The sequence below is a fragment of the Savagea serpentis genome (assembly GCF_015351395.1).
Classification (GTDB): Bacteria; Bacillota; Bacilli; order Bacillales_A; family Planococcaceae; genus Savagea; species Savagea serpentis.
Window position 1 is genome coordinate 149,015 of the sequence record NZ_JADKPV010000002.1, and the last position, 14,214, is coordinate 163,228.

Annotated in this window: 17 protein-coding genes; all 17 read left to right on the forward strand. The window is 40.7% G+C overall.

Annotated features, from left to right (window positions below):
- The first annotated feature begins 8 nt into the window (after positions 1-8).
- The 17 genes from wecB to fabZ all read left to right on the forward strand — a co-directional run bounded on the left by wecB (position 9) and on the right by fabZ (position 14,205).
- The gene (gene wecB / locus IRY55_RS06865; protein ID WP_328799634.1) at positions 9-1,124 is read left to right on the forward strand and encodes a non-hydrolyzing UDP-N-acetylglucosamine 2-epimerase; all 1,116 of its coding nucleotides are present in this window, start codon (positions 9-11) and stop codon (positions 1,122-1,124) included.
- A gap of 512 nt (positions 1,125-1,636) precedes the next feature.
- Positions 1,637-2,014, forward strand: a complete 378-nt coding sequence (locus IRY55_RS06870) for an ATP synthase subunit I (protein ID WP_235961076.1) — start codon at positions 1,637-1,639, stop codon at positions 2,012-2,014.
- A gap of 29 nt (positions 2,015-2,043) precedes the next feature.
- On the forward strand, positions 2,044-2,769 hold the full coding sequence (gene atpB, locus IRY55_RS06875; RefSeq protein ID WP_194562560.1) for a F0F1 ATP synthase subunit A: 726 nt from the start codon (positions 2,044-2,046) through the stop codon (positions 2,767-2,769).
- Between the two features lie 68 nt (positions 2,770-2,837).
- The gene (atpE, locus tag IRY55_RS06880) at positions 2,838-3,062 is read left to right on the forward strand and encodes a F0F1 ATP synthase subunit C (RefSeq protein ID WP_194562561.1); all 225 of its coding nucleotides are present in this window, start codon (positions 2,838-2,840) and stop codon (positions 3,060-3,062) included.
- Between the two features lie 150 nt (positions 3,063-3,212).
- A complete protein-coding gene (gene atpF, locus IRY55_RS06885; protein ID WP_408015141.1) occupies positions 3,213-3,764 on the forward strand; it encodes a F0F1 ATP synthase subunit B in 552 nt (183 codons plus the stop codon).
- Positions 3,761-4,297, forward strand: a complete 537-nt coding sequence (locus tag IRY55_RS06890; RefSeq protein WP_194562563.1) for a F0F1 ATP synthase subunit delta — start codon at positions 3,761-3,763, stop codon at positions 4,295-4,297. The genes atpF and IRY55_RS06890 overlap by 4 nt, the downstream gene beginning before the upstream one ends.
- A gap of 26 nt (positions 4,298-4,323) precedes the next feature.
- The gene (gene atpA / locus IRY55_RS06895) at positions 4,324-5,841 is read left to right on the forward strand and encodes a F0F1 ATP synthase subunit alpha (protein WP_194562564.1); all 1,518 of its coding nucleotides are present in this window, start codon (positions 4,324-4,326) and stop codon (positions 5,839-5,841) included.
- A 65-nt stretch (positions 5,842-5,906) separates the two neighbouring features.
- A complete protein-coding gene (gene atpG, locus IRY55_RS06900) occupies positions 5,907-6,764 on the forward strand; it encodes an ATP synthase F1 subunit gamma (protein ID WP_194562565.1) in 858 nt (285 codons plus the stop codon).
- Between the two features lie 33 nt (positions 6,765-6,797).
- Positions 6,798-8,213: a F0F1 ATP synthase subunit beta gene (atpD, locus tag IRY55_RS06905; protein WP_194562566.1), complete on the forward strand. Its 1,416-nt coding sequence runs from the start codon at positions 6,798-6,800 to the stop codon at positions 8,211-8,213.
- Between the two features lie 25 nt (positions 8,214-8,238).
- Positions 8,239-8,646, forward strand: coding sequence for a F0F1 ATP synthase subunit epsilon (locus IRY55_RS06910; RefSeq protein ID WP_194562567.1), 408 nt, complete (start codon positions 8,239-8,241; stop codon positions 8,644-8,646).
- A 180-nt stretch (positions 8,647-8,826) separates the two neighbouring features.
- The gene (locus tag IRY55_RS06915) at positions 8,827-9,048 is read left to right on the forward strand and encodes a DUF1146 family protein (RefSeq protein ID WP_194562568.1); all 222 of its coding nucleotides are present in this window, start codon (positions 8,827-8,829) and stop codon (positions 9,046-9,048) included.
- Between the two features lie 196 nt (positions 9,049-9,244).
- A complete protein-coding gene (murA, locus tag IRY55_RS06920; RefSeq protein ID WP_194562569.1) occupies positions 9,245-10,543 on the forward strand; it encodes a UDP-N-acetylglucosamine 1-carboxyvinyltransferase in 1,299 nt (432 codons plus the stop codon).
- A gap of 194 nt (positions 10,544-10,737) precedes the next feature.
- Positions 10,738-11,715 (forward strand): rod shape-determining protein, encoded by a 978-nt coding sequence (gene mreB / locus IRY55_RS06925; protein ID WP_194562570.1) that lies wholly within the window; start codon positions 10,738-10,740, stop codon positions 11,713-11,715.
- 16 nt (positions 11,716-11,731) lie between these two features.
- A complete protein-coding gene (locus IRY55_RS06930) occupies positions 11,732-12,562 on the forward strand; it encodes a flagellar hook-basal body protein (protein WP_194562571.1) in 831 nt (276 codons plus the stop codon).
- 15 nt (positions 12,563-12,577) lie between these two features.
- On the forward strand, positions 12,578-13,435 hold the full coding sequence (locus IRY55_RS06935; RefSeq protein WP_194562572.1) for a flagellar hook-basal body protein: 858 nt from the start codon (positions 12,578-12,580) through the stop codon (positions 13,433-13,435).
- A gap of 18 nt (positions 13,436-13,453) precedes the next feature.
- Complete coding sequence (locus IRY55_RS06940) at positions 13,454-13,741, forward strand: DNA-directed RNA polymerase subunit beta (RefSeq protein ID WP_194562573.1); 288 nt, start codon at positions 13,454-13,456, stop codon at positions 13,739-13,741.
- A gap of 23 nt (positions 13,742-13,764) precedes the next feature.
- Positions 13,765-14,205: a 3-hydroxyacyl-ACP dehydratase FabZ gene (fabZ, locus tag IRY55_RS06945; RefSeq protein ID WP_194562574.1), complete on the forward strand. Its 441-nt coding sequence runs from the start codon at positions 13,765-13,767 to the stop codon at positions 14,203-14,205.
- Positions 14,206-14,214 lie beyond the last annotated feature (9 nt).

Here is a 14,214-nt window from a genome sequence, read left to right on the forward strand (position 1 = left end):
TGAAATCATTGGTTAAAAAATGGAAAGTGATGACGATTTTTGGAACGCGTCCTGAAGCGATTAAGATGGCACCGCTCGTGCTAGAGTTAGAGAGAAACTCAGACCGAATTGAATCGATTGTTACCGTTACAGCGCAACACCGTGAAATGTTAGACCAAGTGCTGCAAACATTTAAAATTGAACCAGACTTTGACTTAAACATTATGAAAAGCCGTCAAACATTAATTGACGTAGCAACGCGTGGGCTAGAGGGGTTGGACGGTATTATGAAAGAAGCGCAACCAGATATCGTTCTCGTTCATGGAGATACAGCGACAACATTTATCGGAAGCCTTGCTGCTTTTTACAATCAAATTGCAATTGGCCATGTGGAAGCGGGTCTTCGTACGTGGGATAAATATTCACCATATCCAGAAGAGATGAACCGTCAAATGACAGGAGTTCTCGCCGACCTTCATTTCTCACCAACTGAGAAATCAGCGCAAAACTTGATCAATGAAGGAAAGGACGCAAGCCGTATTTTCGTTACAGGAAATACAGCAATCGATGCGTTGCAAACGACGGTACGTGAAGAATATACGCATCCGATTTTAGAAAAAATTGGTGATGATAAAATGATTTTATTGACGGCTCACCGTCGTGAAAACCTCGGAGATCCGATGCGTAATATGTTCCGTGCTATCAATCGTTTGCTTGAGAAATACGAGGATATTCAAATCGTCTATCCGCTTCATATGAACCCTGCTGTACGTGAAGTGGCAGATGAGTTGCTCGGAAATAACGAACGCGTACATTTAATCGAACCATTAGAAGTGCTTGATTTCCATAACTTCGCGGCACGTGCGCATATTATTTTAACAGATTCAGGCGGCATTCAAGAAGAAGCGCCGAGCTTAGCAAAACCGGTTATCGTGTTACGCGATACGACAGAGCGCCCGGAAGGAATTGAAGCAGGTACTTTAAAGCTTGCAGGTACAGATGAAGAAACGATTTATCAATTGACTGATGAGCTATTGAGCAATCAAGACGCTTATAATGAGATGGCGCATGCTTCGAATCCATATGGAGATGGGCATGCTTCAGAAAGAATTGTGAAAGCGTTAATTCAATATTTAGACAAGTAATAACGAATGAAATATCGAAAAAGACATGTAATTTACGTCTTTTTCGATATTTTTTAATTCGCCTACAATGAATAGAAAGAACGGATAGTATAAGAAATATAATTTTTTCGAAATATGAAATGTCCTTTTATCCTATATGAAGCCCATATAATGGATAAAAATAAAAATAAACTTCATTCAAACTTCTTAAATTTGTCATATGTTTGACAGATTCATTTGCTTGTGAATAAATTCACGGGAATCAATTGACAGCATTTTTTTCGTATTGTACACTTACAAAGGATATGGAAAAATGGCGTTACATACATATAAAGGTATCGTTACTTGCTTATTAAACAACTGTGAAGCGTGTCTAATTGTTCGCAAAACAGCTGTTTTATTATGTTGAGAAAGAACAACGGTTCCGGGTGTTGTACAAAAGTACAAGCGTTGCGCCAGTTTGTGAGAGGAGCAAGTCTCTATACTCACCATGACAAGACGTTTCCTATTCTTTAGTGGAGGGGATTGTTAAGATGCAACAAGAGCTAGGTCAAATTGTCAAAAAACAATTTATGATCGGACTCACCGTCATTGGATTGTTTGCAGTCGGATATACGCTCACCTCTTGGGAGACGATTTTTGCAGGTTTAATCTTAGGGATGTTGTTCGGGCTTTATAATTTGTGGACTTTAGTGCGCAGATATAAGAAGTTCGATCAAGCGATGGCAGAAGGAAGGCGGGGTGCTCCACTCGGAACACTTTTACGGTTTATTTCTGCGATTGCGGCAGTATCACTCGCAATGGCATTTCCAAATCAATTCGACCTCATAAGTACGGTCATTGGCTTTGCATTACCGTATGTGCTTCTCATTATAGAGCGCATCGTATACCACGCAAAACATGAAGGATAATCGTTTTGTAAAGGGAGGTGAACTAAAAGATGGAACATGGAGAACCAAATTTCACGGCGTTTCAAGGTACGATGTTCGAGATGACATTTAACTTATCCAATATTTTAATGTTATTTATTACTTGTTTAATCGTATTTGTCATCGCTGTGGCCTCTACTCGCAAATTAGCTTTGAAACCTACAGGTATGCAAAACTTCTTCGAGTGGATCATGGACTTCGTAAAAGGAATCATCAAAAGCAACATGGACTGGAAGACAGGTGGGAAATTTCACGTACTCGGAATTACACTCATCATGTTCTTATTCGTAGCGAACGTGCTCGGACTTCCAATGGCTGTGTATGTCGATGGAGATCTTTGGTGGAAATCACCGACAGCAGATCCTGTCATCACATTAACATTAGCTACTATGATTATCGTCCTTACTCAATACTACGGTATTAAGACGAAAGGATTCCTTGGATACGGAAAAGGTTTCTTTAAACCGATTTCACTGTTGTTCCCATTTAAGATTATCGAAGAGTTTGCCTCAACTTTGACGCTCGGTCTTCGTCTTTACGGTAACATTTACGCAGGGGAAGTATTAATCGGCTTACTCGCAGGACTTGCGGTTTCAGGCCCGCTCGGATTTATCGGAGCGATTTTGCCAGGGATGGCGTGGCAAGGATTCTCGATCTTTATCGGGGGTATCCAGTCATTTATTTTCGTTATGTTGTCGATGGTGTATATGTCGCATAAAGTGGCAGACGACCATTAAACATATAATGCCCGTTCAGTTGGGCAAATAAACAAAAAAACTTAAATTCTCTAGGAGGAAAAAATACTATGGTAGGTTCAGTTGGTCTTTTAGCAGCAGCAATTGCTATCGGTTTAGGTGCACTTGGTGCAGGTTTAGGTGCAGGTTTAGTAGTATCACGTACAGTTGAAGGGATCGCACGTCAACCAGAAGCACGCGGTATCTTACAAACAACAATGTTCATCGGTGTTGCATTAGTTGAGGTTGTTCCAATCTTCGCAACAGTTGTAGCGTTCATGGTAATGAACAAATAATAATTGGAAACAAATGGCGAAGAACGCAACACAAGTCGATGTCCTTCGCCATTCCTTTATGCCGTTATAGGCATACCCATTTTTAAATGTAATGAAACAACATGTAAATACAACAATTAAACAATGGCTCTTGAAGGGAGTGAAACAATCGTGATTTTGGATAGCTTCATCCTATTAACGACTAACACAGACGCTAAATTTTTAGCAGCTTTAAACAATAAAATTAACACTGGTGATATCATCGCTACTGTGACGTTCTTCATCCTCTTACTCTTGTTGCTCAAGAAGTTTGCATGGGGACCGCTCATGGGAGTTATGGATCAACGTGCTGAGTTAATTGCGAATGAAATTGAAACAGCAGAGAAAAACCGTCTCGAATCAGAGAAGTTACTCGCTGAACAAAAAGCAGCTTTACAAGAAGCAGGCGCAAACGCACAATCGATTGTTGAAAATGCACGTAAACAAAGCGAAGCACAAGCGACAGAAATTATCGAAAGTGCACGTGAAGAAGTGAACCGCATGAAATCTTCTGCTGAGCTTGAAATTGCAACAGCAAAAGAAAAAGCAATCGCTGCAGTGCGTGAAGAATTCGTTTCACTTTCAGTTCTTGCTGCGAGCAAAGTTCTTGAGAAAGAAATTTCTGAAGAGGATAACCGCGCATTAATTGAAGAAACGATTGTGAAGGCAGGCGAAGCTAAATGACAAAATCTGTCGTAGCTGAGCGTTATGCTAATGCAATGTTCCAACTTGCACAGCAAAAAAATGAAGCGGAACTCGTTCAACAACAGTTGAAAGAAGTTAAAAAAGCTTTCTATGCAGACAAAGGTTTGCGTAATTTACTCGAAAGCCCAGCGCTTTCAAATGACAAGAAAAAAGAAATCGTCGGCAGTATCCTTCAAGGAGCAAATAAAACAGTAATCGATTCAATCGGAGTTTTACTCGATAACAATCGTATGAATGAATTTGCTAATGTCGTCGAGGCTTTCAATGCTTTAGCGAATGACGCACAAGGCGTTGCAGAAGCGACAGTCTACTCGACACGCGAATTGACAGAAGAAGAGCGCATAAGCATTTCGAATGCATTCGCATCAAAAGTAGGCAAACAATCATTAATTATTGAAAACGTAATTGAACCAAAATTAATTGGAGGCATTCGTCTCCAAATCGGCAACCACATTTACGACTCAAGCGTGCAAGCAAAGCTTAAACGTTTAGAGCGCGAAATGCTCGGTTAATAATTGAAAGCACAGGGGTGACATACATGAGCATCAAAGCTGAAGAGATCAGCGCACTGATAAAACAGCAGATTGAGAATTATCAGTCAGAGATGGAAGTTAGCGAAGTTGGTACGGTTATCCAAATTGGTGACGGTATCGCTCGTGCTCATGGCCTCGACAACGTCATGGCAGGAGAATTATTAGAGTTCTCTAACGGTGTTATGGGTATGGCACAAAACTTGGAAGCGAACAACGTAGGTATCGTTATCCTCGGCCCATACACAGACATTGAAGAAGGCGATGAAGTACGTCGAACAGGCCGTATTATGGAAGTACCAGTTGGAGAAGAATTAATTGGACGCGTTGTAAACTCATTAGGACAACCAGTTGATGGTTTAGGTCCAATCAATACAACGAAAACACGCCCAATTGAAAGTCCAGCACAAGGTGTTATGGCTCGTAAATCAGTTTATGAACCATTACAAACAGGAATTAAAGCGATTGACGCACTCGTTCCAATCGGACGTGGACAGCGTGAGTTAATTATCGGTGACCGCCAAACAGGTAAAACATCTGTAGCGATCGATACAATTTTGAACCAAAAAGACGAAGATATGATTTGTATTTACGTTGCAATTGGTCAAAAAGAATCAACAGTTCGTGGTGTTGTTGAAACATTACGTAAGCACGGTGCACTTGACTATACAATCGTAGTGACTGCATCTGCATCACAACCAGCTCCATTATTATTCTTAGCGCCATATGCGGGAGTAACGATGGGTGAAGAGTTCATGTTCCAAGGGAAACACGTATTAGTTGTCTATGATGACTTATCAAAACAAGCAGCAGCTTACCGTGAGCTTTCACTCTTATTGAAACGCCCACCAGGCCGTGAAGCTTACCCAGGGGACGTCTTCTACTTACACTCACGTTTATTAGAACGTGCAGCGAAGTTGAACGAAGAACTTGGTGAAGGTTCAATCACTGCATTACCATTCGTTGAAACTCAAGCTGGTGACATTTCAGCATATATCCCAACGAACGTTATCTCGATTACAGACGGACAGATTTTCTTACAATCTGACTTATTCTTCTCGGGTGTACGTCCAGCGATTAACGCAGGGTTATCTGTTTCACGTGTAGGTGGTTCTGCACAAATTAAAGCGATGAAAAAAGTAGCAGGTACATTACGTCTTGACCTTGCAGCATACCGTGAATTAGAAGCGTTTGCTCAATTCGGTTCTGACTTAGATCCTGTGACAAAAGGAAAACTTGCTCGTGGTGAGCGTACTGTTGAAGTTCTCAAACAAGATCTTAACAAACCACTCCGCGTCGAGTACCAAGTCGTAATTTTATATGCATTAACGAAAGGTCATTTAGATGATATTCCAGTTCAAGATGTGCTTCGTTTTGAAGCTGAAATCACAAATTGGTTAGAGTCTAATCACACGGAAGTGTATGAACACATCCGTTCTACGAAAGACCTTCCTGCTGAAGACATTATGGAAGCAGCAGTGAAAGCATTTAAAAAGACTTTCGTCCCAACGAAACAAGAAGATTAATGACATGTCGTTCCGTTCCATTTGAACGGAACGAATGACGATATAATAAAGGTGGTGAATAGCCAGTGGCATCATTACGAGATATCGAAACCCGAATTGGATCTACGAAGAAAACGAGTCAGATTACGAAAGCGATGCAGATGGTTTCTGCTTCGAAATTAACGCGTGCAGAACAAAATGCGAAAGCGTTCGTTCCATACATGGAAAAAATCGAAGAAGTTGTAGAAGCGATTGCTTCGGCAACGAAAGATTCTGGACATCCGATGTTAACATCACGTCCGGTAAAGAAAACAGCGTACATCGTCGTAACTTCAGACCGTGGACTCGTTGGTGGTTATAACAGTAACATTTTGCGTGCTGTAACTAAAAAGATTGCTGAAAGACATGCATCAAAAGATGAAGTCGAAATTATTGCGATTGGACGTAAAGGATATGAATTCTTCAATCGTCTGGAGTACAATGTCGTCGATTCAGTAATCGGAGTAAGTGACCATCCTCAGTTCTCAGAAGTGAAGGATCTCGCAAAAAGAGCTGTTGGCATGTTCACGGACGGCAATGTAGATGAAGTGTATTTGTATTACAACCACTTTATTTCTGCCATCTCAAACGAAGCAACTGAACGTCAATTGCTTCCGCTTACAGATCTTTCAACTGCTTCAGCCGCTTCAGCTTATGAATTTGAGCCATCTGCAGATGTAATTTTGGAAACATTATTACCACAATATGCAGAGACACTCATTTACGGTGCAGTGTTAGATGGAAAAGCGAGCGAACATGCTTCAAGTATGACAGCGATGCAAACAGCAACAGATAATGCAACAGAATTAATTGATGACTTAACATTACTCTTTAACCGTGCACGTCAAGCAGCAATCACTCAAGAAATTACAGAGATTGTCGGCGGGGTAGCTGCACTAGAATAACGTTGAAATAGTAAGACAGGAGGGGAACTCACAATGAGTAAAGGACATATTCTTCAAGTTATGGGTCCGGTAGTTGACGTTAAATTTGAAGACGGTAATTTGCCAAAGATCTATAACGCATTGAAGGTCCAAATCGAACGTCCAAACGCTGAAGCAGAAACACTTACGTTAGAAGTAGCGTTACACTTAGGTGATGACACAGTTCGTACGATTGCGATGTCATCTACGGACGGCTTAAAACGTGGTGTCCCAGTTGAGGACATGGGAGCGCCAATTTCGGTTCCAGTTGGAGATAATACACTCGGACGCGTATTTAACGTATTAGGAGATCACATCGACTTAGGCGAAGCGATCCCTGAATCTGAGCGTCGTGACCCAATTCACCGTAGCGCACCAGTATTTGAGAACTTATCAACAGAAGTTGAAATTTTAGAAACAGGTATTAAAGTTGTTGACTTACTTGCACCGTACATTAAAGGTGGTAAAATCGGTCTCTTCGGTGGTGCCGGAGTTGGTAAAACAGTTTTAATTCAAGAACTAATTAACAACATTGCTCAAGAACACGGTGGTATTTCGGTATTCGCTGGTGTAGGTGAGCGTACACGTGAAGGAAACGACTTGTACTTTGAGATGACAGATTCAGGTGTTATCGAAAAGACAGCAATGGTATTCGGTCAAATGAACGAACCACCAGGTGCTCGTATGCGTGTAGCATTAACAGGTCTTACAATGGCGGAATACTTCCGTGATGAGCAAGGACAAGACGTTCTTCTCTTCATCGATAATATTTTCCGTTTCACTCAAGCAGGTTCTGAGGTTTCGGCACTTCTTGGCCGTATGCCATCAGCGGTTGGTTACCAACCGACACTTGCGACAGAGATGGGTCAATTACAAGAGCGTATTACATCAACAAACGTTGGTTCTGTAACATCGATTCAAGCGATTTACGTACCTGCCGATGACTATACTGACCCTGCTCCAGCAACAACGTTTGCTCACTTAGACGCAACGACAAACTTAGAGCGTAAACTTTCAGAGATGGGTATTTACCCAGCGGTTGACCCACTTGCATCTACATCACGTGCACTTTCTCCTGAAATTGTTGGAGAAGAGCACTACAACGTAGCGCGTGAAGTACAATCTACTTTACAACGTTACCGTGAATTACAAGATATTATCGCGATCCTCGGTATGGACGAGTTAAGTGAAGAAGATAAATTAGTAGTAGGACGTGCGCGTCGTATTCAGTTCTTCTTATCACAAAACTTCCACGTTGCTGAACAGTTCACTGGACAGCCAGGATCGTACGTTCCAGTAGCTGAAACGATTTCAGGATTTAAAGAAATCTTAGAAGGTCGTTATGACCACTTACCAGAAGATGCGTTCCGTTTAGTAGGACGTATTGAAGAAGTAGTTCAAAAGGCGAAAGATATGGGCGTAGAAGTTTAATAAAAGGGACCAGGAGGGAATTTAAATGAAGACAGTAAAAGTCAATGTTGTTACTCCCGATGGCCCAGTTGTTGAAACGGATGCAACGATGATTATCGCAACTGCTGAGTCTGGTGAAATCGGGATTCTCCCGGGTCACATCTCAATGGTAGCTCCGCTTCAAATCGGTCCACTTCGTATTATGCATGATCAAAATTCAGAAGAGGTTATTGCAGTGCACGGCGGCTTCATAGAAGTGCGTCCAGACGTTGTAACAATCCTTGCTGAAAGTGCTGAGAAAGCTGAATCGATTGACATTGCACGAGCGAAACAAGCCGCAAAACGTGCGGAAGAAGCGCTCAAAGCGAAGCAAGCAGATGTTGATCACAAAGCTTTTGAATTAGCTCTTAAACGTGCCATTAATCGTATTAATGTGTATGAAATGAGACGTTAATTTGACAAAAGATGGCGAACAGATGTATCTGTTCGCTATTTTTGTAGAATCAACCGTTCTAGTTCGGTCGATCATTATATAAAATGGGCCTTCTACTTGCAGAGAGAAAATGAATAGTTTAATAGATAAAAAGAAGTGTATATGTCTAAAAATAGGGTAGAGTAAGGGGAGAATGATCGTATGTTATTTTTACATAATCCTTTTTTAGTGTTAGCTTCACATTTATTTTTTATTTCGATTAGCTTCTATGCACTGCAAGCACTAAGATTTGACGTATTTATTCAGAAAAATAAAGTGTTTCAAGCTCAGTTGTTGTTTATTTTGCTAAGCATAGCCATTGGAGCTACCGTTTCGAATTTGTTTTTAGACTTATCCGCTTGGACGAATCGTTTCGTTTCATAATGAGATGTTTAGCAAAATTGAAACAATCTTGACCCTTAGTATTAAATATGTGGTTATTCTCACAAATTAAGGAAAACAGGTCAGACATCACTTGTAAAGCATTTTTGAACCTTGTAAAATAGAATGTGTTTTGAAAAATTGAAAATGATTAATAAATGAAATATATCGATAAATAAACGAGTCGGAGGGACTACTGTTGGACAAAATTATTATTCAAGGTGGACAGCGTTTAGAAGGCACAGTACGTGTTGAAGGTGCTAAAAATGCGGTACTACCGATTTTAGCAGCCGCTTTACTCGCTTCAAAAGGCAAGCAAATTATTAAAGATGTACCGAATTTATCTGACGTCCATACTATTAGCCAAGTTTTAAAAAGTTTGCGTGCGGAAGTGACACATTATCCTGAGAAAAATGAATTACATATTGATGCATCAAGTAACCTGGCAAATGAAGCACAATTTGAATTTGTTCGAAAGATGCGAGCCTCTATTTTAGTGATGGGTCCAATTTTATCACGCACTGGCTTTGCTCGTGTAGCGATGCCGGGAGGTTGCGCTATCGGTTCACGTCCAATTGATCAACATTTAAAAGGATTCGAAGCGATGGGAGCTGAGATTACATTTGGAAATGGTTATGTAGAAGCACGCTCACAAGGACGTTTAAAAGGAGCGCGTATTTATTTAGATTTTCCAAGTGTTGGGGCAACTGAAAATATTATGACAGCAGCCGCGCTTGCTGACGGTACGACGACAATCGAAAACGCTGCAAAAGAACCTGAAATTGTTGATTTAGCAAACTTCATCAATGAGATGGGGGGCCGTGTGGTCGGCGCAGGAACAGATACAATTCGTATCGAGGGAGTTGAGACACTTCACGGAACGACACATTATATTATTCCAGACCGTATTGAAGCAGGTACTTTTATGGTTGCCGCTGCGATTACAGGTGGCAATATTTTAATTGAAAATACGCTAATTGAACATAGTACGGCACTTGTATCAAAATTGCGTGAAATGGGTGTTGAAATTACAGAAGAAGGCGAAGGAGTTCGTGTAAAAGCGATACATCCATTAAAAGCAGTCGATATTAAAACGATGCCACACCCTGGATTCCCGACAGATATGCAGTCACAAATGATGGCTTTAATGCTCGTAGCAGAAGGAACAGCAATTTTAACAGAAACCGTTTTTGAAAATCGTTTCATGCATGTTGAAGAGTTTCGTCGGATGAATGCCAATGCGAAAATTGAAGGGCGTTCTGTCATCGTGACAGGCCCGAATAAACTTCAAGGTGCAGAAGTAGCTGCAACTGATTTACGTGCAGCAGCATCCCTCATTTTAGCAGGACTTGTTGCGGAAGGAATTACACGCGTAACAGAGCTCGAACATTTAGATCGAGGTTATGTAGATTTCCATAAAAAATTACGTGCTTTAGGAGCTAATATTAGTAGAACTACGGATGCGCAAGATGAAAAAATTGTACATTTCGCACGCTAATAAAGACTGTAGAGTGAACTTAAAGCTGTTTTGAACAAAGTAATTTGTCAAAACAGCTTTTTCATCATTGAATCGATTGCGTGAAAACATCGAGAATCATCTGTCAAATGAGGTGAAATATGGTACAATTAATAGTTAGGAAGTCTAAATATACATACGAGAGAATAAGATGAGTGGAAGGGGTAATTAACAAAATGTTTGCCAAAGATATCGGGATTGACCTCGGAACAGCAAACGTGCTCATTCATATGAAAGGGCAAGGAGTCGTTTTAAATGAACCGGCCGTTGTAGCGATTGATAAAACAACGAATAAAGTATTAGCAGTTGGAGAAGAAGCACATCAAATGGTAGGTCGAACTCCCGGGAATATTGTAGCGATTCGTCCGATGCGCGACGGTGTTATTGCTGATTTTGATATGACTGAAGCTTTACTTAGCCATTTTTTAGATAAGTTAAATGTAAAAGGATTCTTTTCAAAACCACGCATTTTAATTTGTTGTCCAACAAATGTTACGACAGTAGAACAAAAAGCGATTCGCCAAGCTGCAGAGAGATCAGGGGGGAAAAAGATACATTTAGAAGAAGAGCCGAAAGTGGCTGCGATCGGAGCAGGTATGGACATATTTCAGCCGAGCGGTAATATGATTATCGACATTGGTGGAGGAACGACAGACGTTGCCGTGATGTCCATGGGCGATATTGTCACATCGGAATCGATTAAAGTAGCAGGTGATTTATTCGATCGCGAAATTACAAATTACATAAAAAATAAATATAAGTTATTAATCGGAGAGCGTACAGCTGAAAATATTAAGCTAGAGATTGGTACTGTGTTGCAAGGAAGTCGTCAAGCTACAATGGAAATACGTGGACGTGATATGGTAACAGGTTTACCGCGAACAATTGAAGTGTCGAGCGATGAAGTGAGTGAAGCTTTAGAGGAATCTATCCAATTAATTATTCAAGCAGCAAAATCTGTATTGGAAAAAACACCACCAGAATTATCAGCAGATATTATTGATCGGGGTATTTTCTTAACAGGAGGCGGAGCGATGTTAGATGGACTAGATACGCTTCTTTCAGAAAAACTTCTCGTCCCGGTATTTGTTTCAGAGAATCCATTGAATTGTGTTGCGACAGGCACAGGAATTTTACTCGAAAATATGAAGTAAAAGAAGGTGAAAGTCAATGTTTAAAGGATTTTATACAGCGGGATCTGGCATGATTGCACAGCAACGTCGTACAGAACTTTTAGCGAATAATTTATCCAATGCGCGAACACCGGGATTTAAAGAAGACCGTGCGACGATTCGTTCATTTCCTGAAATGTTTTTAGCGCGAATGGATGAGCATAGTCTACCTACACAACATCCTTTACATCGCAAAGGGTTGGCGCCTGTAGGAAAATTATCTACTGGGGTTTATATGCAAGAGACATTACCAAACTTTATTCCAGGCTCATTATTAGCAACAGAATTGCCAACAGATGTTGCACTTGTGGACATTTTTGCTACGACAGATGCAGAGACAGGAGAAAAAGGGACTTTTTTCTTTCGCATTGAAGGTCCAAATGGAGAAGAACAATACACGCGAAATGGTAGCTTTGCACTCGGTCCAAATCGTGAATTAATGACTTCTTACGGAGCTTACGTATTGGATTCAAATGGGGATCGAATTCAGTTGACAAGCGATGACTTTAGCATTGATCAAGACGGTCGAATTTCTGAAACGGGACAAGTGTTAGGAATAGCATTTAGCCAAAATCCATCGAGATTAGTGAAGCAAGAGAACGGAATTTTTATTCATCCTGATGGGGAACGATTACTAGACATTTCACAAGAAGAAGTGAATATGTATTACAATATTCAACAAGGGTATGTAGAAGGGTCGAATGTCGATGCAGGTCGAACGATGACAGATATGATGACAGCGTATCGGACATTTGAAGCGAACTCTAAAGTATTACAAGCATACGATCGCAGTATGGAAAAAGCAGTCGAATTAGGAAGAATTAATTGATGAGGAGCGATGACGATGATTAGAACGATGGTGACCGCTGCTAATACTATGGGACAAATTCAGCAAGAACTTGATATCATCGGGCATAACGTAGCGAATGTAAATACGCATGGATATAAAGCAGAACAAGCGTCATTCCAAGAAATGCTTTATCAACAATTCCGCAACGATAAAGGGGATACCGAGGCTCCGAGGCAATCCGCTTTAGGTATTCGATATGGAGTTGGTGCGATGATTGGACATTCCAAAGTGAATTGGAAACAAGGAACAACTCAAACGACAGATCGTCCACTTGATTTTGTTTTAACAGAGCCGAAACAATATTTTAATATACGGACGATGAATGAACAAGCAGGTGGTCGAAATGTTCAAGACATTGTTTTAACACGTAAAGGAAATTTCTATGCACAACCAGAAAATGATGGTACGATGCTTTTAGTAAATGAAGAAGGGCATCCTGTTCTCGCATTAGGCGATCAACTGATTCGTTTCGGAGAAGACTTCCAAAGCCTGTCGATTAAAGATGGTGGGGAGTTGCAAATCCAATTCGGGAACGGTAGAATCGAAACACATCAATTACAAATTACGCGTGTTGATCGTCCAGATTTAATGAAACGTCTACCAGCAGGTAATTTAACGGTTCCTGATAATTTTGATTCACTAAACTTTCCGATAGGCGAGGTATTGACTGATTTAGTAACTCCAGGAGAACGTGGAGCCATTGGAATACAGCAAGGAGCTTTAGAGATGTCTAACGTGCAGTTGGAGAAAGAGTTGACAGAGCTCATTAATACACAGCGCTCATATCAAATGAATGCACGTACGGTAACATTAGCAGATCAAATGTTAGGCATCATTAACAATGTTCGCTAAACGAAGTGAGGAATAACGATGACAGAAACGAGAAAAGAGCGCCGAGTGCGTCAAAAAAATCATCCGGTCAAACAAGAATATGATGAAGTCTCATCTAATGGACGCGAAAATATTCGAGAGCAGTGGAAAGCAGTACGAAAAATACCGATTTTAGCTCGTGTTGGCGTCGTTCTCATTTTGGCACTCCTAGCGATAGTAGTTGGCACAATGATAGGTTATAGTGTTTTAGGTGACGGAGCAGCTCTCGATGTATTCAAAAAGGATACATGGCAACATATTTTTGATATTTATCGTGGAGTTAAATAATGAAAAAGCGCAGGTGTTAAAGTATGCTAAATGCAACAGAGATTCAAGAAATTATTCCACATCGTTATCCTTTTCTTCTCGTCGATCGTGTAACAGAATTGGAAGAAGGAAAACGAGCAGTTGGTTATAAAAATGTATCTGTAAATGAAGAGTTTTTCAATGGACACTTCCCAAAATACCCTGTAATGCCAGGAGTTCTTATCGTAGAAGCGCTAGCGCAAGTGGGAGCTATTGCTTTGTTGAAAAAAGAGGAAAATCGAGGTCGCCTCGCATTTTTCGCTGGCATCGATAATTGTCGCTTTAAGCGTCAAGTGATTCCTGGAGATCGTTTAGATTTGCAAGTGGAAATTACCCGCTTGCGCGGAACGATTGGAAAAGGGAAGGCAATTGCCACAGTCGATGGAGAAGTTGCATGTGAAGCCGAAATTACATTCGCTTTAGGACCTGTACAAAGTGAGATGTAATAATATTCG